Origin of the sequence: Halobacterium sp. R2-5 (assembly GCF_011734195.1) — an archaeon.
Taxonomy (GTDB): domain Archaea; phylum Halobacteriota; class Halobacteria; order Halobacteriales; family Halobacteriaceae; genus Halobacterium.
Map to the genome: position 1 here is coordinate 1,031,359 of NZ_JAANTH010000002.1, position 21,629 is coordinate 1,052,987.

21 protein-coding genes are annotated in these 21,629 nt (G+C 69.9%); 12 read left to right on the top strand and 9 right to left on the bottom strand.

Going from position 1 to position 21,629, the window contains the following annotated elements; all coding sequences use genetic code 11:
• Window positions 1-19 precede the first annotated feature (19 nt).
• Complete coding sequence (locus tag G9C83_RS14195; protein WP_167247014.1) at window positions 20-1,090, bottom strand: phosphotransferase family protein; 1,071 nt, start codon at window positions 1,088-1,090, stop codon at window positions 20-22.
• Window positions 1,091-1,197: 107 nt separating this feature from the next.
• On the opposite strand from G9C83_RS14195, the gene G9C83_RS14200 reads away from it, so the two are divergent.
• Together G9C83_RS14200 and G9C83_RS14205 are read left to right on the top strand one after the other, a co-directional pair.
• Window positions 1,198-1,965, top strand: coding sequence for a glucose 1-dehydrogenase (locus tag G9C83_RS14200; protein WP_167247249.1), 768 nt, complete (start codon window positions 1,198-1,200; stop codon window positions 1,963-1,965).
• A 121-nt stretch (window positions 1,966-2,086) separates the two neighbouring features.
• Window positions 2,087-3,304, top strand: coding sequence for an acyl-CoA dehydrogenase family protein (locus tag G9C83_RS14205; protein ID WP_167247016.1), 1,218 nt, complete (start codon window positions 2,087-2,089; stop codon window positions 3,302-3,304).
• A gap of 13 nt (window positions 3,305-3,317) precedes the next feature.
• Here the strand turns inward: G9C83_RS14205 and G9C83_RS14210 are convergent, their stop codons facing one another.
• Window positions 3,318-4,151: a hypothetical protein gene (locus G9C83_RS14210; protein WP_167247018.1), complete on the bottom strand. Its 834-nt coding sequence runs from the start codon at window positions 4,149-4,151 to the stop codon at window positions 3,318-3,320.
• Between the two features lie 472 nt (window positions 4,152-4,623).
• Between G9C83_RS14210 and G9C83_RS14215 the strand changes: the two genes are divergently transcribed.
• Window positions 4,624-4,935: a pyrimidine/purine nucleoside phosphorylase gene (locus tag G9C83_RS14215; protein WP_167247020.1), complete on the top strand. Its 312-nt coding sequence runs from the start codon at window positions 4,624-4,626 to the stop codon at window positions 4,933-4,935.
• Here the strand turns inward: G9C83_RS14215 and G9C83_RS14220 are convergent.
• On the bottom strand, window positions 4,932-5,753 hold the full coding sequence (locus G9C83_RS14220; RefSeq protein WP_167247022.1) for an SDR family oxidoreductase: 822 nt from the start codon (window positions 5,751-5,753) through the stop codon (window positions 4,932-4,934). The genes G9C83_RS14215 and G9C83_RS14220 overlap by 4 nt on opposite strands.
• Window positions 5,754-5,860: 107 nt before the next feature.
• On the opposite strand from G9C83_RS14220, the gene G9C83_RS14225 reads away from it, so the two are divergent.
• The 6 genes from G9C83_RS14225 (at window position 5,861) to G9C83_RS14250 (ending at window position 11,321) form a co-directional block, all read left to right on the top strand.
• Complete coding sequence (locus G9C83_RS14225) at window positions 5,861-6,955, top strand: amino acid dehydrogenase (RefSeq protein WP_167247024.1); 1,095 nt, start codon at window positions 5,861-5,863, stop codon at window positions 6,953-6,955.
• A 2-nt stretch (window positions 6,956-6,957) separates the two neighbouring features.
• Window positions 6,958-7,764, top strand: a complete 807-nt coding sequence (locus G9C83_RS14230; RefSeq protein ID WP_208288748.1) for an SDR family oxidoreductase — start codon at window positions 6,958-6,960, stop codon at window positions 7,762-7,764.
• A 35-nt stretch (window positions 7,765-7,799) separates the two neighbouring features.
• Window positions 7,800-9,155, top strand: coding sequence for a DolP-mannose mannosyltransferase (locus G9C83_RS14235; RefSeq protein WP_167247026.1), 1,356 nt, complete (start codon window positions 7,800-7,802; stop codon window positions 9,153-9,155).
• Between the two features lie 54 nt (window positions 9,156-9,209).
• Window positions 9,210-9,605 carry a MaoC family dehydratase gene (locus tag G9C83_RS14240; protein ID WP_167247028.1) on the top strand — a complete coding sequence of 132 codons (396 nt, stop codon included), beginning with the start codon at window positions 9,210-9,212 and terminating at the stop codon, window positions 9,603-9,605.
• A 55-nt stretch (window positions 9,606-9,660) separates the two neighbouring features.
• Window positions 9,661-10,095 carry a universal stress protein gene (locus G9C83_RS14245; protein WP_167247030.1) on the top strand — a complete coding sequence of 145 codons (435 nt, stop codon included), beginning with the start codon at window positions 9,661-9,663 and terminating at the stop codon, window positions 10,093-10,095.
• A gap of 86 nt (window positions 10,096-10,181) precedes the next feature.
• On the top strand, window positions 10,182-11,321 hold the full coding sequence (locus G9C83_RS14250) for a site-2 protease family protein (RefSeq protein ID WP_167247040.1): 1,140 nt from the start codon (window positions 10,182-10,184) through the stop codon (window positions 11,319-11,321).
• Here the strand turns inward: G9C83_RS14250 and G9C83_RS14255 are convergent.
• A complete protein-coding gene (locus G9C83_RS14255; RefSeq protein WP_167247042.1) occupies window positions 11,311-12,240 on the bottom strand; it encodes a DMT family transporter in 930 nt (309 codons plus the stop codon). The genes G9C83_RS14250 and G9C83_RS14255 overlap by 11 nt on opposite strands.
• Before the next feature lie 128 nt (window positions 12,241-12,368).
• Between G9C83_RS14255 and G9C83_RS14260 the strand changes: the two genes are divergently transcribed.
• The gene (locus tag G9C83_RS14260; protein WP_167247044.1) at window positions 12,369-12,959 is read left to right on the top strand and encodes a DUF998 domain-containing protein; all 591 of its coding nucleotides are present in this window, start codon (window positions 12,369-12,371) and stop codon (window positions 12,957-12,959) included.
• Here G9C83_RS14260 and G9C83_RS14265 read toward each other — a convergent pair.
• Genes G9C83_RS14265 through G9C83_RS14275 form a run of 3 tightly spaced genes read right to left on the bottom strand, consistent with a single transcriptional unit; the run spans window position 12,956 to window position 16,205 of the window.
• On the bottom strand, window positions 12,956-14,092 hold the full coding sequence (locus tag G9C83_RS14265; RefSeq protein WP_347877804.1) for an ABC transporter permease: 1,137 nt from the start codon (window positions 14,090-14,092) through the stop codon (window positions 12,956-12,958). The genes G9C83_RS14260 and G9C83_RS14265 overlap by 4 nt on opposite strands.
• Window positions 14,089-14,751: an ABC transporter ATP-binding protein gene (locus tag G9C83_RS14270; protein WP_167247253.1), complete on the bottom strand. Its 663-nt coding sequence runs from the start codon at window positions 14,749-14,751 to the stop codon at window positions 14,089-14,091. The genes G9C83_RS14265 and G9C83_RS14270 overlap by 4 nt, the downstream gene beginning before the upstream one ends.
• Window positions 14,748-16,205 carry a hypothetical protein gene (locus G9C83_RS14275; RefSeq protein WP_167247046.1) on the bottom strand — a complete coding sequence of 486 codons (1,458 nt, stop codon included), beginning with the start codon at window positions 16,203-16,205 and terminating at the stop codon, window positions 14,748-14,750. The genes G9C83_RS14270 and G9C83_RS14275 overlap by 4 nt, the downstream gene beginning before the upstream one ends.
• A gap of 262 nt (window positions 16,206-16,467) precedes the next feature.
• On the opposite strand from G9C83_RS14275, the gene G9C83_RS14280 reads away from it, so the two are divergent.
• Window positions 16,468-17,493 (top strand): NADP-dependent oxidoreductase, encoded by a 1,026-nt coding sequence (locus G9C83_RS14280; RefSeq protein WP_167247048.1) that lies wholly within the window; start codon window positions 16,468-16,470, stop codon window positions 17,491-17,493.
• A gap of 21 nt (window positions 17,494-17,514) precedes the next feature.
• On the opposite strand, the gene G9C83_RS14285 is transcribed toward G9C83_RS14280, so the two are convergent.
• Both G9C83_RS14285 and G9C83_RS14290 read right to left on the bottom strand, forming a co-directional pair.
• A complete protein-coding gene (locus tag G9C83_RS14285) occupies window positions 17,515-18,660 on the bottom strand; it encodes an aminotransferase class I/II-fold pyridoxal phosphate-dependent enzyme (protein WP_167247051.1) in 1,146 nt (381 codons plus the stop codon).
• Window positions 18,657-19,145: an Lrp/AsnC family transcriptional regulator gene (locus tag G9C83_RS14290; RefSeq protein WP_167247053.1), complete on the bottom strand. Its 489-nt coding sequence runs from the start codon at window positions 19,143-19,145 to the stop codon at window positions 18,657-18,659. Before G9C83_RS14290 ends, G9C83_RS14285 begins: the two co-directional genes overlap by 4 nt.
• Window positions 19,146-19,275: 130 nt before the next feature.
• Between G9C83_RS14290 and G9C83_RS14295 the strand changes: the two genes are divergently transcribed.
• A complete protein-coding gene (locus G9C83_RS14295) occupies window positions 19,276-21,603 on the top strand; it encodes a response regulator (protein WP_167247055.1) in 2,328 nt (775 codons plus the stop codon).
• Window positions 21,604-21,629 lie beyond the last annotated feature (26 nt).

The window sequence follows — 21,629 nt, forward strand, 5'->3', positions numbered from 1 at the left end:
TTAACGTTCGGGTGGGTTCTTACAGCGGCTCGTCGCCGTCGATGATGCGCTCGGCCCGGGACGCCAGCCCCGGGACGCGCTCCTCCATCGCGGGGTACATCGGGTCGTCGGCGTTCCCCGTGAGGTAGCGCCGGAAGAACATCTCCCCGAGTCCGGCGAGCTTGTAGACGGCGAGCGCGCGGTAGAAGCGCTCGTGCTCGAACGTCAGTCCCGTCTGGGACTCCCAGCGCTCGACGAGGTCGGTTCTGGTGGGGTAGCCCTCGCGCTCCATGAACCGCGTGACGAGCTCCGGAATCTCCGGGTCGGGGTCCTTGGGGTCCCGCCAGTAGCTCAGCATCCACCCGAGGTCCGCGCGCGGGTCGCCGAGCGTCGCCATCTCCCAGTCGAAGACGGCCGCGATCTCGGGGTCGTCGGCGGGCGAGAACATGACGTTGTCGAGCTTGTAGTCGCCGTGGACCATCGCGTGCGGGTGGTCCTCGGGGCAGTGCTCGACGAGCCAGTCGCCGACCCTGTCGAGCGCCGGGACCTCGCGCTCCTCGGCGGTGACCTCGAACGCCCACTCGAGCTGTTCGCGCCACCGCTCCACTTGCCGGGTCGTGTACCCCGCCGGTCGGCCGAGTTCGCCGAGCCCGACCGCCTCGTAGTCCACTTCGTGAATCGCGACGAGCGTGTCCACGAACTCCTCGCCGAGCGTCCGCCGCCGCTCGGGCGTCGCGAACCGCTCGGGCTCGTCCTCGCGGAGCACGTCGCCGCGCTCGCGCTCCATCACGTAGAAGTCGCTCCCGATGACGGAGTGGTCCTCGCAGGCCGCCACTGTCGCCGGCACCGGAACGTCCGTGTCCTGTAGCGCGTCGATAACGCGGTACTCGCGCAACACGTCGTGGGCCGTGTCAGCCGTCTCCCCGGGCGGCGGCCGCCGCACCACCAGCCGCCGGTCGCCCCACTCCGCGAACAGCGTCTCGTTCGAGTGCCCCTCCGCGTGCCGTTCGACGTCGAACGTCGCCGCGTCGCCCAGTTCCTCGCGGAAGTACGCCGCCAGAGCGTCCTCGTCGACGAGGCGCGCGAAGTACTCCGGACTGTCTTCGCCCATACGCCCCGTTCGCACCCACCGCCCGAATAACTACGGGTCGTGCCGACGCGGACCACAGTCTGATGTGGGTGCCCGCTGAACGTCCGGGCATGACGCAGTTCGACGACATCGGAGACCTGTTCTCGCTGCACGGCCGGACCGCACTCGTCACGGGCGGCACGCGCGGCATCGGGAAGGCAATCTCTCGCGGGCTCGCCGCCGCCGGCGCGGACGTGGTGCCCGTCTCGCGGACCGAGGAAGACGTCGAGGCCGCCGTCGAGGACGTCCGCGAACTCGGCGCGACGTCGCTGGTCCAGCCGCTCGACGTGACCGACGAGGCGGCCGTTCGCGAGACCGTCGAGCGCGTCGCGGACGAACTCGGCGGCGTCGACGTGCTCGTGAACAACGCCGGCATCAACCCCGGGCACGCGCTCGGCGCGCCCGGGGACGTCGGCCTCGACGGGTTCGACGACACCGTGGACGTGAACCTCCGCGGCGCGTTCGCGTGCACGAGCGCCGCCAGCGAGCACCTGGAGGCCTCCGAGTACGGCGCCGTCGTCAACGTCGCGAGCGTCGGCGGCGTCGTCGGCCTGCCGCGCCAGCACCCCTACGTCGCCACCAAGCACGGCCTCGTCGGCCTGACCAAGAGCATGGCTCTCGACTGGGCGCCGGGCGTCCGCGTGAACGCGCTCGCGCCCGGCTACGTCGCCACCGACCTCACCGCGGAGCTCCGCGACGACGAGGACCTCCGGCAGTCGATTCTCGACCGAACGCCCCTGGACCGGTTCGCCGACCCCGAGGAGATCGCCGGGCCCGCGGTGTTCCTCGCGAGTCCCGCGGCGTCGTTCGTCACCGGCGAAGTCCTCGCCGCGGACGGCGGCTGGACCGCCCGGTAGGGGTCCGGAAGTCGTCGCCCGCGCGAATATTTATGGGCCGGGCCGGCGCAGTTGGAGGCACAGTGCTCGTCGACGCCGCGCGGCCCCAGCGCTCCGCCGCGGGCGCGAGCACGGCGACACTATGATCACGTTCAACGACTCCGAGACTGCCGAGGAACTGGCGACCCGCACCCGCGACCTGATGGAGGAGGTCGTGCTCCCGGTCGAGCGCGAGCTCGAAGGCGGGATGACTGTCTCCGAGGGAACGGTCTCCGAACTCCGCGAGGCCGCTCGCGAGTACGGCGTCTACGCACCACAGATACCCGAGGAGTACGGCGGGCTCGGCCACTCGTTCCGGGACGTCCTGCCGGCGTTCGAGGAGGCCGGCCGGTCGCTGCTCGGCCCGCTCGCGCTGCGCGTCTCCGCGCCCGACGAGGGGAACATGCACTTCCTCGAACTCCAGGGCACCGAGACCCAGAAGGAGCAGTACCTCCGGCCGCTCGTCGCCGGCGACATCAACTCCGGGTTCGCGATGACCGAGCCGCTGCAGGGCGGCGGCTCCGACCCGAAGATGCTGCAGACGACTGCCGAGAGAGACGGCGACGACTGGGTCATCGACGGCCACAAGTGGTGGACGACGCAGGGCGTCGAGGCGGACGTGTTGCTCGTGTTCGCGCGCACCGACCAGGACGCCCACCCCTACGAGGGGAGTTCGGTGTTCATCGTGCCGAAGGACGCCGACGGCGTCGAGGTCGTCCGGAACATCCCGCACCTCGGTAGCCCGGTCACGGGGAAGGGCCACGCCGAGATCAAGTTCGACGGCGTGCGCGTCCCCGACGAGCACCTGCTCGGCGAGGAGGGCGAGGGGTTCGCGCACGTCCAGGAGCGCCTCGGGCCCGCGCGGCTCACGCACTGCATGCGGTTCTCGGGGATGGCCGACCGCGCGCTCGACGTCGCGAAGGCGTACACGTCCGAACGCGAGGGGTTCGGCTCGAAGATCGCCGACAAGCAGGCGGTGCGCTTCGATATCGCCGAGCACGAGATGCGGCTCGCCGCCGCGCGCTCGCTCGTCCGCACCGCCGCCGAGGAGATCGCCGCGGGCAACCAGGCCCGCGTGGAGGTGTCGATGAGCAAGGTGTTCGCCGCGAACGTCGTCCAGGACGCCATCGACACGGCCGTCCAGCTCTGCGGCGGCAACGGCATGGCGCGGGACCTCCCGCTGGCGGACTTCTACGAGAGCGTCCGCCAGTTCCGCATCGTCGACGGCGCCGACGAAGTCCACAAGCGCACTATCGCCCGCGAGGCGTTCGCGGACGTCGACGAGTCCGAACTCGACCCGATTACGCGCTTCGACGCCTGAACTCCGCCCCCGCTCAAGCGTCCGTCTGCGCGTCGAGAACGTCCGTAATCCTCTCCCGGGTCGTCTCGACGTGGTCGCTCACCACCGCGGTTGCGCGCAGGACGGGGTACGTGAACGGCAGCGGGTCGTAGACGTAGTCCGTGAGCGAGGCGTCGCTGCTCGACCGGCGGCGGCCAGAGCCGGGTTCGAGGTCGCCGGACTGCCGGCGGGCGGCGAGCTCCCGGAGGCGCTCGTCGAGGACCGCGAGGTCGCCGAGTAGGTTCCGGAGCTCGGCCGGCGTGCAGCCGTAGAGCGGCCGCGACCGGACGACGCCGAGGTCCTCACAGACCTCGCGGAGCGCCGCGTTCCCCTCCTCTAACGCGTCCGCCTCTCTTTCGAGTTCGCCGAGCAGCTGTTCGCGTCGAACTTCCGCCTCGCGGGCCGCGGCGAGCAGCCGCGACTTCAGCAGCGGCGACACCGCCGCCGACTCGCGGAGCGCCGCCGCGAGGTCGGCGCCGAACTCCGCGGCGACGTGCTCCCAGTAGGATTCACCGTACTCCGCGTCGTAGTGTGCGGTGTCCATGACCGTCTCGGCGTACGCCTCACGGACGAGCGCCGCCGTGGACCGCTCGGAGCGGTGCTCCCGCGACTTCACGCCCCCGACCGCCGTGCGCGCCGGCACTCCCGACTGCGGCCCCGCCCGGTCGGTGTCGATCCCCGCCAGTCGCGCGCGGAACGCCTCGAAGGCGTCGAGCTCCGCGCGCAAAATGCGGCGCTCCCGCTCGACCACCTCCCGCGCCTCGTGGACGCAGTCGACGGTCCGGGGGCTGTCGGCTCCGCGGACCCGCAGGTGAATCGGTCGGGTCATGCGTGCTCCACCGCCAACGTACACAACTGTCACGGACGTCCATAATACTATTGTCGGCTCGGAAACACCGGGGAAGTAGCTAAGATCTATGCACTATGCTGAAATGGTACTTTCGAAAGTCGAGCCGAGTGGAGAATCCTCGACCGATTATTCGATATATGCGTATTCGAGACCTGTGTGGTGATAAAACTCGGATTTCGTCTGAACGGCTCCTCGATAGAGCTTCCTCGAGCTTACTTCTCAGATACTGGCTGGGAACAGCTGTTCCGGGTTTTTCGAGTGGAACCTGATATTCGTCTACGGATCGCTTCTAAAGGTACTAAATCAGAGGGGAGGAGAAATAAAACAGATTCAGTATGTTTTACGCTGCTGTCGCTCGTAACTCCGATTCTCGGCCGGAACCGACTGGGTCGCTCCAATCTACCGAGTGTCGTGGTAACACTTAACAATCTCTTGGTGGTGGATGGATACGATGCCCGACGACGCGTTCAAGGACGCCACCGTGCGCAAGCGCGCGAACGTCTACTACGACGGCCGAGTGACGAGCCGCGAAGTACAGTCCAGCGACGGGGAGCGCTACACGCTCGGGCTCGTGCTCCCGGGGACCTACGAGTTCGAGACGGAGACCGAGGAGACCATCGAGATACTCGCGGGCAGCGGCCGCCTCGAACTCCCCGAGGAGACGCTGCCGTTCGCGGAAGGCGACGTGGTCGACGTCGACGCCGGCGTGCCCTTCGAGTTCGTCGCGGACGAGGTCGTGGACTACTGCTGCGCGTACGGCTAGCGCTCCTTGCTCCCCCAGCCGAACGCCAGCCACCCGCCGTCGGCGTGCACGACTTCGCCGGTCATGTAGTGGTCGCCGCTCACAAGGAACACCGCGCAGTTCCCCATCTCCTCGACGGAGCCGAACCGATCCAGGGGCGTGCGGTTCTCGATGTCGCGGTCGTCGTAGCCGTACCGCGGCCACGGCTCCTTCTCGTCGTCGCCCTCGTCGGCTTTCTCCTCGCGGGTCTGCTCGTCGAGCTCGGTCTTCACGAACCCCGGCGCGAGCGCGTTCACGTGGACCTCGTGTTCGGCGAGCTCCACCGCCAGGCAGCGCGTGAGGTTGTTCACGCCGCCCTTCGAGGCGTTGTAGGGCGCGCGGCCCTGGACGCCGATACTCCCGAAGATGCTCGAGATGTTCAGGATGTGCCCGCCGTCGCCCTGCTCGGCCATCGCCTTCCCGGCGGCCTGCGCGCCGAAGAACACGCCGTTGAGGTTCACGTCGACGACGCTCCGCCACTCGTCCTCGGTCATCTCCAGGGCTGGCGCGATGACGCCGATGCCGGCGTTGTTCACCATGATATCGAGGCTGCCGTACTCCTCGATCGCTCGCTCCACGAGGTGTTCGGCGTCGTCTTTCTCGCTGACGTCCGCGCCGACGCCGATGGCTTCGCCGCCTACCTCTCGGATCGCTTCGGCGGTGTCCTCGGCGCGGTCCTGCGAGCGCGAGTTCGTCACCACGTTCGCGCCTTCCTCGGCGAATCGCTCGGCGATGTGCTCTCCGATGCCGCTGCTCGACCCCGTGACGATGGCCGTCTGGCCTGCTAACCGTCCCGACATACTCTGCCGTGTGTTATCATACGACGTAAGTATTTGCCCCGAAACACGGATCGCGCGCCGGCACCCCAACCCAATAGCTAAGTTCTTGTCCGTTATCAGCACACTCCATGCAAGGTATTTGTGAACAATTGGCAGAACACGACCACGACGAACTGAAGGCGTTCCGCGACGAGGAGACCGGGCTCCGCGGATTCGTCGGCATCCACGACACCACGCTGGGCGCCGCAGCCGGCGGGACGCGACGATACGCGTTCGACTCCGAGGCGGACGCCATCGAGGACGTGCTCCGACTGTCGCAGGCGATGACGTACAAGTACGCCATCTCCGGCATCAACATGGGCGGCGCGAAGGCCGTCATCTGGGTCGAGGACGACGACCACAACACCGAGGAGCTGTACCGCTCGTACGGCCGGATGGTCGACAGCTTCGGCGGCCGCTTCGTCACGGGCGGCGACGTCGGCACGGACGAGCGCGAGCTCCGCTGGATAAACATGGAGACCGACTACGTGCTCGGCCTCCCCGAGCAGTTCGACCACCCCGACGGCTACCACGGCGGCGGCCTCGGCGTGCTCCGTGCGATGGAGGCGTGCTGCGACTTGACGTACGGCGACCGCGACGTCTCGGACCGCCACGTCGTCGTGCAGGGCATCGGCGACATGGGCAGCGCGATCATCCGCTACCTCTCCGACCGCGGCGCCCGCATCACCGTCGCGGACCCGGACCAGGAGGCCGTCGACTGGGCCGTCGACGAGCACGGCGCCGAAGTGGCCGACCCGAACGACGTCTACGGCGTAGACTGCGACATCTTCGCGCCGTCCGCGCTCGGGTTCGTCATCAACGACGAGACAATCCCGCAACTGGAGTGCGACATCGTCTGCGGCGCCGCGAACAACCAACTGGAGGACCCCGAGCGCCACGGCCGCCGGCTCCACGAGGAGGGCATTTTGTACGCGCCGGACTACCTCGCGAACTCCGGGCGCACCATCGACGACACCGACCTGCTGCGGAAGGGCGGCTACCAGCACGACCGCGCGCGAGCGATGATCGACGCCATCTACGACCGCATGGTCGAAATCGGGCAGCGCTCCGAGGCCCAGGACCGGCCCACGAACGAGCTCGCCGACGAGATGGCCGAGCAGCGCATCGAGGCGGTCGGGTCGATGCGCGCGAAGGTGACAGAGCGGCGCGCGCCGAAGTGGTAACCATGAGCCAGTCGCTGGAAGGAGACACCGCGATCGTCACGGGGTCGAGTACCGGGCTCGGTCGCGCAATCGCGGAGAAGTTCGCGGACGAGGGCGCGAACGTGGTGACGAACTCGCGCTCGCAGGACCGCGCCGAGGACACCGCCGAAGCGATCCGGGAGGCCGGCGGGAACGCCGTCGCGGCGGAGGCCGACGTGAGCGAGAAGGCGGACGTCGAAGCGCTCGCGCAGGCGGCGGTCGACGAATTCGGCTCCCTGGACGTGATGGTCAACAACGCCGGGACGACCGTCGAGAAGCACGTCTTCGACCAGACGCCCGAGGACTGGCAGCGCGTCCTCGACGTCAACCTCACGGGGACGTTCTACGGCTCCCAGGTGGCCGGCGAGCAGATGGCCGAGCAGGGCACGGGCGGCCAGATTATCAACGTGTCCAGCATGTTCGGGAGCGTCGGCGTGCAGGGCCGCGCGCCCTACAACGCGACGAAGGGCGGTATCGAGAATCTCACTCGGTGTCTCGCGGTCGAACTCGCGGAGTACGACGTCCACGTGAACGCGCTCGCGCCCGGCTACGTGAAGACGGACCTCGCGGAAGCCCCGTGGGGCGAGGAGATCACCGAGGACCGCGAGTGGCCGTACTACGGCTACACCGAGGAGCACATCGAGAACCGCACGCCGCTCGGCCGCTTCGGCACGCTGGCGGAGGTCGGCAACTGCGCGGCGTTCCTCGCGGCCGGCGACCACTACATGACCGGGGAAGTGATGCACAACGACGGCGGGTGGCTGGCGTTCGGCTGGGGCAGCAAAGCGTAGGGGCCTGCGGGTCGAACCCGTAGTCACCCTCCAAGATGCCGGGCTTCGACGACTGGGCTCCCGAGTCGCACGCGACGCTCCAGCGCCGAATCGCCGACGACTGGCGGCGGCTGCTCGTCGCCGGCGCGGCCGGCCTCGTGGTCGCCGCGACCGCAATCAAGTTCGCGAGCGAGCCGTTCCACGTCAACCGGGACTCCGCGCTGTTCCAGCACGCGGGCTGGTACATCCTGGAGGGCGCGACCCTGTACGTCGACATCTGGGACCTGAAGCCGCCGCTCGTCTACGCCGTGACGACCTTGCTCGCGTTCCTCACCGGCGGGAACATGGCGCTGCTGCACGTCGTGAGCGTCGCCGTCGCGGTCGCTGCAGTCACCGGCGGCGTCGTGCTCACGGGGTTCACCGTCCACAGCCTCACGGACGACGGCTTCGCCGCCGTCACCGCCGGATTCTCGATGTTCGTGCTCACGTCGGTGTACGCGTTCCCGTACGCTGGGATCCGCCCGAAGTACTTCGCGTTCCTCTGCGCGGCCGCCGCGCTCTCCCTCGCCGTCGAAGACCGCCCGCTCGCCGCCGGTACCGCCGCGGCGCTGGGCGCGGGCTTCTGGCAGCTCGGCGGCGGCGTCGCCGCGCTCGTCGTCGCGATGGCGCTCCAGCGGGGCGGCGTGACGGCCGCAGTCCGCACCGTCACCGGCGGCCTCGCGGTCGCGGCGCTCACGGTGCTTCCGTTCGTGCTGACTGGAACGGCGATACCGCTGTTCGTGGAGGTCGTGCTCGCGCCCGTCTACGGCGTCGAGCGGTACACGGTCCCCGGCCGGGCGCTCGCGTTCGTCGCCGAACTCGGGCCGGGCGTGTTCCTCGTGCCCGTCGCCGCCTACGGCTGGTGGCGCGGCGTGCGTGCGGAGTGGCGGACGTATTGGTGGGTCGCCGCCGGCGGCCTCAGTTACCTATTCCAGATATTTCTGGAGTTCCAGGGCGCAATCGAGCTGATCCTCCTGTTCCTCTTCCTCGCGCTCGGCGTCGGCGTGCTCGCCGCCCGCGCCCGGACGCCCTCGGGTCGCTCGCTCGTCGCCGCCGCCGTCGTCGTGCTCGTCGTGACGTCGCTGTACTGGAACGCCAGCCCGGTCACGCCCGTCAGGGACGAAGTCGAGGAGGCCCGGGACCAGTTCGGCGTGTCGGCCTACGAGGACCTCCCGGCGGACCCGCCCGGGTCGCCGTCGATGCGGGAAATCTACTGGAACAAGCTGCAGCCCGAGAACTGCCACTACCGGCTCGGAGACAAGCAGAAGTACTTCGAGACGGCGACGGGCGGCTCCATCGAGAAGGAGCGCTGCGGCCAGTGGCCGTTCGACGAACCGCCCCGTTCGTGGCTCGTCGACGCGGTCGTCCCGTGACTGGCGGGTCGAGGCGACCCGTGGTGTTTTCGTCGTGGCCCGTCACGGACCGGTATGCCAGTCGCGTCCGTCGGCGACACCGCCGAGTCGTCCGTCCACGTCACCGAGGAGACCATCGAGGCGTACGCCGAAGTCTCCGGCGACGACAACCCCATCCACCTCGACGCGGAGTACGCCGCCGAGACGATGTTCGGCGGGCGCGTCGCCCACGGGATGCTCTCCGCGGGCGTCGTCAGCGCCGCCGTCGGCGACCTACCCGGCGACGTCGTCTACGTCTCGCAGGAGATCTCCTTCGAGCAGCCCGTCTACCCCGGCGACACCGTCACCGCCACTGCCGAAGTCGTCGACGCGCTCGGCGGCGACAGGCTCCGCCTCGACACCACCGCCGAGACGGAGGAGACGGTCGTCTCCGGCGAAGCCGTCGTGCTCTCGCTCCCCCACGACAGCTGAGGCGCTCCGACCCGCGGACGCCGGGACTTATCACGGTCCCGCGACAGCAGTCGGTATGGGTCAACACGTCCTCGTCCCGGTCGACGGGTCGGCGGAATCCGAGGCGGCACTCGCGTACGCGCTGGACGAGCTCCCCGAGGCCAGCATCACGCTGATTCACGTGCTCGCGCCGCTGAGCTCGTACGGGTACGGGGGCGACGAGTACTTCGACTACGACAGCTACCAGGAGGAAGCACAGCGACAGCGCGACCGCGGCGAAGCGCTGCTCGACGACCACCGCGAGACGGTCGCGGCGCGCGGCGTCGACGTCGAGACGGTGCTCGCGACCGGGAAGCCCGGCAGGGAGATTCTCGAAGCGATCGAGGCCCACGACGTCGACCACGTCGTCATGGGGAGCCGGGGGCGCTCCGGCGTCGGTCGGGTGCTGTTCGGGAGCGTCGCCGAGACGGTGACCCGCCGGTCGCCCGTCCCAGTCACCATCGTCCGATAGCGCGGCGCGCCGCCGTCGCGGACGCCGAGACGAACGGCAGTCGCCGCGGTCCGGACAACTAAACCTCCTGCGCTACACCACGACGTATGCGGAGTTTCACCGTCACCCGGATCTGGGACATCCCGATTCGCGTCAACACGTCGCTGCTCGTCTTCCTCCCGATTCTCGCGTGGCTCATCGGGAGCGGCGCGCAGATCCAGTTCTACGCCGGCCTCATCGAGGGCGTCACGGGCGTCGGCTTCGACCTCTCGCGGCTCGAAGCCGGGAACACCTCGTGGCTCATCGGCGTCACCGCCGCACTCGGCCTGTTCGTCAGCGTCACGCTCCACGAACTCGGGCACTCGTGGGCGGCGCTGCGGTACGGCATCGGCATCGAGTCCATCACGCTGTGGATCCTCGGCGGGCTCGCGGCCCTGGAGTCGCTGCCGAAGGAGTGGGACCGCGAGTTCTGGATCGCCGTCGCCGGCCCGGTCACGAGCGTGCTGGTCGCCGCCGGCTGTTACGCGGCCGTCCTCGCCGTCCCCGAGTCGCTGCAGGTGACGCGGTTCGTGCTCGGTTACCTCGCGCTCACGAACCTCCTGCTCGCCGGGTTCAACCTCCTGCCCGCGTTCCCGATGGACGGCGGGCGCGTCCTCCGCGCGCTGCTCGCACGCACCCGGCCGTACGGCACCGCGACCCGCATCGCGGCGCGAATCGGCGTCGGGTTCGCGTTCCTGTTCGCCGTCGTCGGCGTGCTCAGCTTCAACCTCCTGCTGTTGCTGCTCGCGTGGTTCATCTACGGCGCCGCCACCACCGAGTCCCGGACCGTGCTCCTCGACGAACTGCTCGAGGGCATCACGGTCGGCGACATCATGACCCGCGACCCCGCGACCGTCTCGGCGGACGTGTCCGTCGCGGAACTGGGCCGGCGGCTCCTCAGCGACCGCCAGACGCTCCACCTCGTCACCGACAGCACGGGAACCGCGCGTGGCGTGGTCGCGCTCGACGACCTCCGGAAAGTCCCCGAGCGCGAGCGCGACACCACCCGCGTCGACGAAGTGATGCGGGACGTCCCGAGCGTCGAGCCGTCCGCGGACGCCTTCGACACGCTCGCGCTGCTGCAGCAGTCTGGCGGGACGACCGCGCTCGTCGAGGAGAACGGCGAGCTCGTCGGCGTGCTCTCGCAGTCGGACTACGCCGACGCGCTGACGATTCGGCGCGGCTTCCAGAGCACCGTCACCGGGTAGCCGCGAACCGGCGGTACGCCCGCGAGAGCTCGTCGGCGACGACCTCCCGCTGGAGCAACGCGACGCCGGCGACGACGATGACGAACCCGGCAGCGGTCGTCAGCGACACGCCGTCGCCGAACAGCAGCCACGCCGTGATGGCGGCGAAGATGGGGACGACGTACGCCACGAGGTTCGCGCGCACGGGCCCGACGTCGCGGATGAGCGTGAAGAAGACGGGGTACGCCAGCGCGGTCGACAGCACGCCGAGCACGAGCGTCGCGTAGACGACAGTCGGCGTCACGAGGGCGCCGGAGACGGACTCGCCGAGGCCGAGGCTCGCGGCGTGGAGGAGCCCCGCGCCGCCGACCATCGCCCACGTCGTGAGCGGGATGCTCTCGATGGTGGCGTCGACGCGCCGCATCACGACGCTCCCGAGCGCGACGGCGGCCGCCGCGCCGAGCACGAGCAGCTGGCCGACGGTCGACCCAGCGGTGAGCGTCTCCGGGGACGGCTGGACGATGACGACGACGCCGACGAGCCCGAGCGCGATGCCCGCCAGACTCACCGGGTCGAGGCGCTGGTCGAGCAGCACGAACGCGAACGCGGGCGCGAGAATTGGGTTCAGGCCGTACATCACGGACGCCGCAGCGGGCGTGATCGACTGCTGGCCGAGGAAGAGCAGGCCGTTGTTCGCGGCGATGATGGTGGCCGCGCCGACGGCGATGCCGACGTAGTCCGCGCGAGTGCGCGGGAGCACGGCGTCGTAGCGCCACGCCACGAACGCCAACAGCAGCGGCACCGCGACGTCGAAGCGCAGCGCCGCGAAGAACACCGGCGGCAGCGCTTCCAGGCCGGCCTTGATGGCGACGAAGGAGAACCCCCAGAGGACGCCCAGCAGTACGAACAGCCCCGCGTTCCGGTAGTGAGAGAGATTCATGTGGATGCCTCGGTGGAGCGCGACGTGTCGAAATAGTGAACACGCGAGCGCTAAAGGCCGTCGTCTCCGCGCCGCCGGCCCGCCGCGAACCTCTCAATCTTATGTCGCGTCGGCGCGCGCTCGGAGACGTGAACCCAGACCAGTTCCGGGACGCCGCCGGCGCGCTGCTCGTCGCGGGCGCCGTCCTCACGGTGCTCGGTTTCGTCGCCGCGGAGGCGTCCTACCCGGGCTACAGCACGTCCGCACAGACGATCAGCGCGCTCGGCGCGGCGGACGCGCCCGCCGCCTCCCAGACCGTGTTCAACGCCACGATGGTCGCCGCCGGCGCCCTGTTGTTGCTGGCGACGTACGCACTCCGTCGCGGCGACGGCTCGCGTCGAGTTACGGCCATCCTCGCAATCACCGCCGTCGGCGTCGCTGGCGTCGGCGTCTTCCCGTCCCAGACCGGCGTGCCGCACTTCGTCGCCGCGATGCTCGCGTTCGGCGGCGTCGGCGTCGCCGCGCTCGCCGCCGGATTCGAGGCCCGCGGCGCGTTCCGCGCTCTCTCGGTGGGGCTGGGCGCGCTCGAACTGCTCGCGCTCGCGGGGTTCGTGGTCCTCGGGGACGGGACGCCGCTGGGCGTCGGCGGCATCGAGCGCTGGGTCGCCTACCTCGGGCTGCTGTGGACCGCGGCGTTCGGCGGCCGGCTCACGGCGGACGCCGGAGGGACGGGTAGCTAGCCGCGCAGCGAGTCGACGGGCCGCTCGTTGGCGGCCTTCCACGCGGGGTAGAGCCCGCTCACGAGGCTCGCCGCGAGCGCGAAGCCGACGCCGTAGACGAGGTACCGTGAGCTGCTCCAGGCGAGCGCGAGCAGCGGGTCGCCGACCAGCGCGTCGAAGATGACGAAGCCCACGCCCAGCGAGACGACCGCGCCAGCGAGCCCGCCGACCAGGCCGAGGAACCCCGCCTCCGTGAGGAGCATGCGGAGCACCTCGCCGCGACGGACGCCGACCGCCCGGAGGACGCCGATTTCGCCGCGCCGCTCGATGGTGCTCATCAGCATGACGTTCAGAATCGCCACGCTGGCGACCACCAGCGAAATCGAGCCGATGCCCAGCAGCGCGAGGTTCAGGGTGTTCAGGAAGGAGTTGATCTGTTCGAGCGCGTCGGCGGACGTCGTGGCGCTCACGACCTCCTCGCGCTCGTTGAGGCGCTCGTCGACCGCGGCCGCCAGCTCCCGTGCGGCGTCGCCCCCGTCGGTGACCAGGGTGACGCGGTCGTAGTACTGCTGGTCCGCGAGCGCGGACAGCGGCAGGACGAGCGTGTTGCTCCCGCCGCCGAAGCCGCCCGGGCTCTCGGTGACGCCGCGGATTCGGTACAGCTGGCCGCCGTACTCGACGGGGTCGCCGACGTCGAGGCCGAGTTCGGTGGCGAGGCTGCTGCTGACGACCGCGCCGGATTCGAGGCGCTCGGGGATCTCGCCCGCGCCGGCGTCGTAGAGCGCGCTCGCCTGCGTCACCCCCGTGACGCTCGCGCGGACCTCCTCGCCGTTCGCCGCGACGATCGTCTGGTCGCCCTTCAGCGGAATCACGTCCGCGTCCGTCGACACCTGCCGAATCTTCCGGACGTGCGTCTCGGTCAGCCCGTCCGGGTTGTCCTCGCCGGCCGTGACCGTGACCTCGTCCGCGAGCCCGCCGAGGTTCTGGGTCGCCTGGTACTGGAGGGCGGCTCCGGCCATCCCCAGCGACGCGATGGCGACGACGCCGATGACGACGCCGAGCGCGGCCAGCGCCGTGCGGACGCGGTTGCGGCCGAGGTTCCGCCACGCCATCAACACGCTCGGGTACTTGCGGAGGATGTCGGGCGGGCTCACTGTATCACTCCGTCGACCAGGCGGACGACGCGATCGGCGTACCCTTTCAGCTGTTCGTCGTGGGTGACGGCGACGATGGCGATGTTCTCGACCTCCTTCAGGCGCGTCAGCTCGTCGAGAATCGTGGCGCCCGTGTCCTGGTCGAGGTTCCCGGTGGGCTCGTCGGCGATGAGCAGGTCGGGCTCGTTGATGAGCGCTCGCGCGATGGCGACCCGCTGGCGCTGCCCGCCGGAGAGCTGGTCCGGCGTGTGTTCGAGGCGGTCCCCGAGGCCGACGCGCCGCAGCAGGTCGATCGCGCGGTCGTGGCGGTCGACGGTCGTGTCCCACATCGAGGGGAGTTCGACGTTCTCGACGGCGGTGAGCATCGGCAGCAGGTGGAACGCCTGGAAAACGAACCCGATGCTCGACCGGCGCTTCTCGGTGAGCTGGTCGCTCGTGTAGTCGGTCACGTCCTCGCCCTCGATGCGGACCGTCCCCTCGGTCGGCGTGTCGAGCAGGCCGATGATGTTCATCATCGTGCTCTTCCCCGACCCCGAGGGGCCGATGACGGTGACCATCTCCCCGCGGTCGACGTGGATGCTGACGCCCTTCAGCGCCTCCACGGTCTCCCCGCCGCTGTCGTAGCGCTTCACGACGTCCTCGAGTTCGACGACGCTCATCTGCGCCATCGGTACACCGCCGCGCCGACCACGAGCAGCGCGAGGACCGCGGCGACGCCCAGCAGCGGCACGCCGCCCGAGGGCCCGGACGAATCACCGTTCTCGCTGCCGGCGGGCGCCTGGCTGAGGTCGACGGTCGTGACCTTCGAGTGGCGCTCGCCGTTCACGGAGTAACTGACGTTGACGGGGACGCGCTCGACGTCCTCGGCCGCGTTCGCGGTCAACTCGAAGGTCGCGAACTCGCTCGACTCGACCGCGCCGACGAAGTACTCGCCGTTCGGCGGCATCGGGGACACGCGGTCGCCGTCGCCCACGGAGACGAGCAGGGAGTCGGCGTCCGCGCTCCCGAGGTTCGCGGTGTCGCCGCTGATGCTGACCGTCGACCCGTCGCGGGTGAAGTCGACGCCCGTGAGCTCGATCTCCGAGGTCGCCTGCGGCGAGTACTGAATCGTCTGCTCGGCGCTGCGGCGCTCCCCGGCGGCGCTGTACTCGGCGGCGACCGTCACCTCGCCAGCGGGGATGTCCGCGCCGTCGAGCGTGACCGTCCGCGCTCCCTCGGCCGGGACGTCCTCGGTGAGCGCGCGAGCGACGACTTCCCCGCCGCTGAGCGCGCGCACCTCGACGTCGCGGAGTTCGACGTTCCCGTACTCGGTGAGCGTCGCCTCGACGACCGACGAGCCGTTCGCCGCCGTCGGCGTCGCGGTCACCTCCGCGTCGACGTCGCTCTCGTCGACGTCGACGGTCACGCTCCGGTCGGTGGTCCGTGTCACGCCCTCGCTCGTCTTGTACGTCAGCGTCGCGTTCAGCGTCCGCTCGCCCGCCTCCGGGAACCTGACGCGGTACGCGTGGGTGACCTGCGAGCCGGAGGCGATGGACGCGCTCACGCGCTCGGCGTTGTCCACGGCCGCGTCGCCGTCCAGCTCGAGGCGGACGTTCGACAGCGTCCCGTCGTCGCCGTTCGAGACGGAGACGTTGACGGCGCTCTCCTGCCCCGCGACGAGGTCCGGCGTCGCGAACGAGACGACCGCCTCGTCGGGCTCCTCGACGTCCACGTACAGCGGGTAGTTGACGCGCTCGTAGTCTCCGTCGTCGTCCCGCACGACCACGAAGACCGTGAGCCGCCGCTCCCCGGTGCTGCCGATCTTCGCGGTCAGCGGCACGTCGAGTGTCTGCCCGGCGGCGATCGCGCCGACGTCCTCGATGCGGCCGTACTCCGTCGGGGTCCCGGACTTCCGCACGTACACGTCGGTGACGTCTACGGACCCGGAACTGCTCGCCAGGTTCGCGATGGTCGCCGTCAGCGTGAACGGCTCGCCGGGCGCGGGCTGGTCGACGGACGTCTCGACGCCCTGGATGGCGATGTCGGTCTGGGCGGCGCTCCCGACTGCGACGACGGCGCTCACCGACGCCACCAGCAACACGCCGACGACTGCCACCGTGACGCGTCGTCTCATCGCTGTCCCCAGACGGCTGTCTGTCCGGCGCTGCGCGCCGTCTCCGGCCCCCACCGGACGCGCGGCGCGACCACCGCGCTGCCTGTCAGCCCCGCCTCGCTGGTCTGTCCTCGCGGTGTCACGTTTCCGTGGACGGAGCCCGGTGACTTATTATTAGTAGTTTGGCGAACCTTTCGTCGAGCCTGCGGCACGCCGCGGACCAGGCGCCGGAAGTCGCTGCTGAAAGCGCAACCGGCCTCCGTGTGCAACGGGAAGGGGTGGTATGCGTGATTCGAACCGCGAGTGGGTGTTCGCCGAGCGCCCCGAGGGCGAGCCGGACATGGACAGCTTCGAACTCCGCGAGACCGACGTGCCGAGCCCGCAGCACGGCGAGCTCCTCGTTCGCGTGCGCTACCTCTCCGTCGACCCCTACATGCGGGGTCGGATGCGGGACGCCGAATCGTACGCCGAGCCGTGGGACGTCGGCGACCCGATGGCCGGCGCCGTCGTCGGCGAAGTCGTCGAGAGCGAGAGCGACGCGTACGACGCCGGCGACCTCGTGACGGGCAACGGCACGTGGGCGGACTACAGCGTCCTCGACGCCGGGGAGGTCGCGCCCGTCGACCCCTCGATCGCTGACCTCCCGGCGTACCTCGGCGTGCTCGGGATGCCCGGCCGGACGGCGTACTTCGGGCTGCTCGAAGTCGGCGACCCGAAGCCCGGCGACACGGTCGTCGTCTCCGGCGCGGCGGGCGCGGTCGGCTCCGTCGTCGGTCAGATCGCGAAGCTCAACGGCTGTCGCGTCGTCGGCTTCGCGGGCACCGACGAGAAGGTCGACTGGCTCACAGAGGACCTCGGGTTCGACGCCGCGATCAACTACAAGGACGTCGACGACTACCGCGCGGCGCTCGACGACGCTGCCCCCGACGGCGTCGACGTCTACTTCGACAACGTCGGCGGCCCGATCACGGACGCCGTGTTCACGGAGCTGAACCTCGACGCGCGCGTCGCGGTCTGCGGCCAGATCGCTCACTACAACGACGAGAGCGTGCCGACGGGGCCGCGGAAGCTCCCGCAGCTCATCGCGCCGCGCGCGAAAGTACAGGGACTGCTCGTCGGCGACTACGCGACCCGCTTCGGGGAGGCCAGCGAGCAGCTCGGCGAGTGGGTCGCGTCCGGCGAGCTATCCCACCGGGAGACCGTCGTCGACGGGCTCGAGAACGCCCCCGACGCGTTCCTCGGGCTGTTCTCCGGGGACAACGTCGGGAAGCAGGTCGTCGGCGTCGCCGAGCAGCCGGCCTCCGAGTAGGCGGGACGCGGGCGGCGCGGCTCAGTCGATGAATTCCTCGATGCGCGCGAGCGCCTCCTTGAGGTCGCCGAGCCCGGTGGCGTACGTCACGCGCAGGTGGCCGTCGCCGCCCGTGCCGAAGACGTCGCCGGGGACGACCGCGACGCCCTGCTCCTCGATGAGCGCCTCCGCGAACGCGTCGCTGTCCTCCCACGGGCACTCGGGGAACACGTAGAACGCGCCCGAGGCGGGGAAGCAGTCCAGACCCATCTCCTCGAAGCGCGAGAGCACGAAGTTCCGGCGGCGGTCGTACTGCGCGCGCATCTCCGCGACGTCGCTCTCGCAGTTCCGCAGCGCCTCGATGGCGGCGTGCTGGGCGGTCGTCGGCGCGGACAGCATCGTGTACTGGTGGATGCGGTTCATCGCCTCGATGGCCTCGGGCGGCGCGAGCGCGTAGCCCAGCCGCAGCCCCGTCATCGCGTACGCCTTCGAGAAGCCGTTGAAGACGACGGTGCGCTCGCGCATCCCGGGCAGCGTCGCGATGGAGGTGTGCTCGTGCTCGTAGGACAGCGCGGCGTAGATCTCGTCGGCGAACACCCGGAGGTCGTGCTCGCGGACGAACTCCGCGACCGGCGCCAGTTCCTCGCGGGTCATCGTCGCGCCGGTCGGGTTGTTCGGGTAGCACATCACGAGCGTGTCCGCCTCCGCGGCGCCCGCCGCTTCGAGGACCTCGGGAGTGAGCTTGAAGTCGTCCTCCGGGCGCGTCGGCACGTCGATGACGTCGGCGCCCGCGAGCGTCGCGCCCGGGACGTACGAGAGGTACGACGGCTGGGAGACTGCGACCTTGTCGCCGGGGTCGTGGAACGCCCGGAACGCCAGATCGAGCGCCTCGCTGGCGCCCGCGGTGACGAGAATCTCCTCGTCGGGGTCGTAGTCGAGGTCGTACTTCTCGCTCGTGTGGGCGGCGATCTCCTCGCGGAGCTCCCGCAGTCCGCGGTTCGGCGTGTACGACGTCTGGCCGCGCTCCAGCGAGCCGATGGCGGCGTCGCGGGCGGCCCACGGCGGCGCGAAGTCGGGTTCGCCCACGCCGAGCGAGATGATGTCGTCGTACTCCTCGGCGAGCTCGAAGTACCGGCGGATGCCGGACGGCGGCACGGACTCGAGGCGCTCGGACTCCTCGAAGCTCATGGCGAGATCGACAGCCGGTCGTCGTCGTCGCCGTCGCCGAACTCGACGCCGCCCTCCTTGTACGTCTCCATGATGTAGTGGGTGACAGTCTGGGTGATCTCGGGGACGGGCGCGACCTTCTCGCTGATGAAGTGCGAGACCTCGCTCATCGAGTCGCCCTCGACGTCCATCGCGAAGTCGAAGTCCCCGCTGACCAGCCGCAGGCCCTGCACCTCGGGGAACTTCGCGAGGCGCTCGGCGATGTCGTCGTAGCCCGTCTCGCGGTCGAGCGTGACGTTCAGCTCCACGGACGCGCGGACGCGCTCGGGCTCGACCTTGTCCCGGTCGACGATGGCTCGGTAGCCCTTCACGACGCCGTCGCGTTCGAGCTCCTGGATGGTCGCCTCGACCTCCGATTCGTCGAGGCCGGTCTGTCGCGCCAGGTCCTCGGTGGAGTAGCGGGCGTTCTCGCGCAACAACGGAAGTATCTGCTCGCGACTGCTCATGCGTACCGTCCACGCCATCCGAACAAAAGGATTTCTCACCCACGGCAGATACTGACACGGGACGGGGGCAGCTCCCATCCCCTCGGGACCACCGGAACGAATATCCAGAATCGGCCGCTAACGGAGGGCAATGGACGAGCCGATTCGCGTGCTCCACGTCGACGACGAGCCGGGGTTCGCGGAGCTCACCGCGGACTTCCTCGAACGCGAGGACGAGCGGTTCGCCGTCGAGACGGCGACGCGGACGAGCGCGGCCCTGGAGTACCTCGCGGACCACGGGGTCGACTGCGTCATCTCGGACTACGATATGCCCGAAATGAACGGCATCGAGTTCCTGGAGACGGTCCGCGAGAGCTTCCCCGAGCTACCGTTCGTGCTGTTCACGGGGAAGGGCAGCGAGGAGGTCGCCAGCGACGCGATTTCGGCGGGTGTCACCGACTACCTCCAGAAGCAGCAGGGGACCGACCACTACGCGCTGCTCGCGAACCGCGTGCGGAACGCCGTGCGGCAGTCCCGGACCGAGCGCGTCGCCGAGGACACCCAACAGCAGCTCGCGGAGCTCGCCGAACACACCAACGACGTCCTCTGGACGTTCTCCGCGGACTGGGACGAGCTGCTGTTCGTCAACGACGCCTACGAGGACATCTGGGGGCGGTCGGTCGCGTCCCTCGAAGCCGACCCGCGGAGCTTCCTCGACGGCGTCCACCCCGAGGACCGCGAGCGCGTCGAGGCGGCGATGAGCGACCTCTCCGCGGGCGAGCACTTCGACGTCGAGTACCGCGTCAACGAGGCCGAGGACTACGGCCGCTGGGTGTGGGCGCGCGGCGAGCCGATTATCGACGACGGCGAGGTCGTCCGCGTCACCGGGTTCTCCCGGGACATCACCGAACGGAAGGCCCGCGAGCGCGACCTCCAGCGCACGAACGCCGTGCTCTCGACGCTGGTCGACACGCTCCCGGTGGGCGTGCTCGCCGAGGACGCCGACCGGAACGTCCTCGCGGCCAACCAGCGCCTCGTCGACATCTTCGGGTTCTCCGGAGCCGCCGGTGACCTCGTCGGGATGGACTGCGAGCGTCTCGCGGTCGAGGCCAGCGACCGGTTCGCCGACCCCGACGAGTTCGTAGCGAGCGTCGACGAGCTGGTCGCGGCGAACGAGTCGGTGGTCGGCGAGGAGGTCGCACTCGCGGACGGCCGGACGTTCGAGCAGAGCCACCGGCCGATCGAGCTGCCCGACGGCCGCGGCCACCTGTGGATGTACCGGGACGTCAGCGAGCGCGTCGGCCGCGAGGAGCGCCTGCGGGCGCTGAGCGAGACGACGCGGGAGCTGCTGTCCGCGGAGAGTCGCGAACAGGCCGCAGAGACGGCCGTCGCCGCCGCCCGCGATATCGTCGGACTGGAGGCGAGCGCCATCCACCTCTACGACGACGAGGCGAACGCGCTCGTGCCCGTGGCGATCTCCGAGGCCGCCCGGGACATCGTCGACGACCCGCCGACGTTCACGCCCGGGAGCAGCATCGCGTGGCGCGTCTTCGAGGACGGCGAGCCACTCGCGATCGACGACGTCCACGCCGACCCCGACGCGTACCGCTCGGACTCGCCGGTCCGGAGCGAAGTCTTCCTGCCGCTCGGCGAGCACGGGATTCTCGTCTCCGGGTCGACGTCCCCGGCGGCGTTCGACGAGCAGGACGTCGCGCTCGGCGAAGTGCTCGCGGGGAACATCGTCACCGCGCTCGAGCAGGTCGAGCGCACCGCGGAGCTCCGCGACCGCGAGCGCGAGCTCGAACGGCAGAACGAGCGCCTCTCGGAGTTCGCGAGCGTGCTCAGCCACGACCTCCGCAACCCCCTGAACGTCGCGCAGGGGAACCTCGAGCTCGCCCGCGAGGACTGCGACAGCGACCACCTCGACGAGGCGGCGACCGCCCACGAACGCATGCAGGCGCTCATCGAGGACCTGCTCGCGCTCACCAGCGACGGCGGCCAGTCGACGGACGTCGGGGCCGTGGACCTCCGCGCGCTCGCCGAGGAGTCGTGGGCGTCCGTCGACACCGCGGACGCGGCGCTCACCGTCGACGCCGGCGCGACGATTCGCGCCGACGAGGGCCGGGTCAGACGGCTGTTCGAGAACCTCTTTCGGAATGCTGTCGAACACGGTTCGACAGTCGACCGGAACGCGAAGCGTTCCGAGGACGCTGTGGAGCACACGAACGACGACGTCTCCGTGACAGTCGGCGAACTCGACGGCGGCTTCTACGTCGCGGACGACGGCCCGGGAATCCCCGAGAGCGAGCGCGAGCGCGTCTTCGAGTACGGCTACTCGACCGAGGACGACGGCACCGGCTTCGGTCTGCGCATCGTCGAGCAGGTGGCCGACGCGCACGACTGGTCGGTGCGCGTGACTGACAGCAGGGGCGGGGGTGCGCGTTTCGAAGTCACGGGCGTGGAGACGGCCGAAGAGTAACCTATTCCGGGATAGGTGACTATCGC

Bases quoted from the DNA above. Each gene is read 5' to 3' on its own strand.
- G9C83_RS14195 (WP_167247014.1), bottom strand. From the start codon at position 1,090: ATGGGCGAAGACAGTCCGGAGTACTTCGCGCGCCTCGTCGACGAGGAC.
- G9C83_RS14205 (WP_167247016.1), top strand. From the start codon at position 2,087: ATGATCACGTTCAACGACTCCGAGACTGCCGAGGAACTGGCGACCCGC.
- G9C83_RS14210 (WP_167247018.1), bottom strand. From the start codon at position 4,151: ATGACCCGACCGATTCACCTGCGGGTCCGCGGAGCCGACAGCCCCCGG.
- G9C83_RS14215 (WP_167247020.1), top strand. From the start codon at position 4,624: ATGCCCGACGACGCGTTCAAGGACGCCACCGTGCGCAAGCGCGCGAAC.
- G9C83_RS14220 (WP_167247022.1), bottom strand. From the start codon at position 5,753: ATGTCGGGACGGTTAGCAGGCCAGACGGCCATCGTCACGGGGTCGAGC.
- G9C83_RS14225 (WP_167247024.1), top strand. From the start codon at position 5,861: ATGCAAGGTATTTGTGAACAATTGGCAGAACACGACCACGACGAACTG.
- G9C83_RS14230 (WP_208288748.1), top strand. From the start codon at position 6,958: ATGAGCCAGTCGCTGGAAGGAGACACCGCGATCGTCACGGGGTCGAGT.
- G9C83_RS14235 (WP_167247026.1), top strand. From the start codon at position 7,800: ATGCCGGGCTTCGACGACTGGGCTCCCGAGTCGCACGCGACGCTCCAG.
- G9C83_RS14240 (WP_167247028.1), top strand. From the start codon at position 9,210: ATGCCAGTCGCGTCCGTCGGCGACACCGCCGAGTCGTCCGTCCACGTC.
- G9C83_RS14245 (WP_167247030.1), top strand. From the start codon at position 9,661: ATGGGTCAACACGTCCTCGTCCCGGTCGACGGGTCGGCGGAATCCGAG.
- G9C83_RS14250 (WP_167247040.1), top strand. From the start codon at position 10,182: ATGCGGAGTTTCACCGTCACCCGGATCTGGGACATCCCGATTCGCGTC.
- G9C83_RS14255 (WP_167247042.1), bottom strand. From the start codon at position 12,240: ATGAATCTCTCTCACTACCGGAACGCGGGGCTGTTCGTACTGCTGGGC.
- G9C83_RS14270 (WP_167247253.1), bottom strand. From the start codon at position 14,751: ATGAGCGTCGTCGAACTCGAGGACGTCGTGAAGCGCTACGACAGCGGC.
- G9C83_RS14275 (WP_167247046.1), bottom strand. From the start codon at position 16,205: ATGAGACGACGCGTCACGGTGGCAGTCGTCGGCGTGTTGCTGGTGGCG.
- G9C83_RS14280 (WP_167247048.1), top strand. From the start codon at position 16,468: ATGCGTGATTCGAACCGCGAGTGGGTGTTCGCCGAGCGCCCCGAGGGC.
- G9C83_RS14285 (WP_167247051.1), bottom strand. From the start codon at position 18,660: ATGAGCTTCGAGGAGTCCGAGCGCCTCGAGTCCGTGCCGCCGTCCGGC.
- G9C83_RS14290 (WP_167247053.1), bottom strand. From the start codon at position 19,145: ATGAGCAGTCGCGAGCAGATACTTCCGTTGTTGCGCGAGAACGCCCGC.
- G9C83_RS14295 (WP_167247055.1), top strand. From the start codon at position 19,276: ATGGACGAGCCGATTCGCGTGCTCCACGTCGACGACGAGCCGGGGTTC.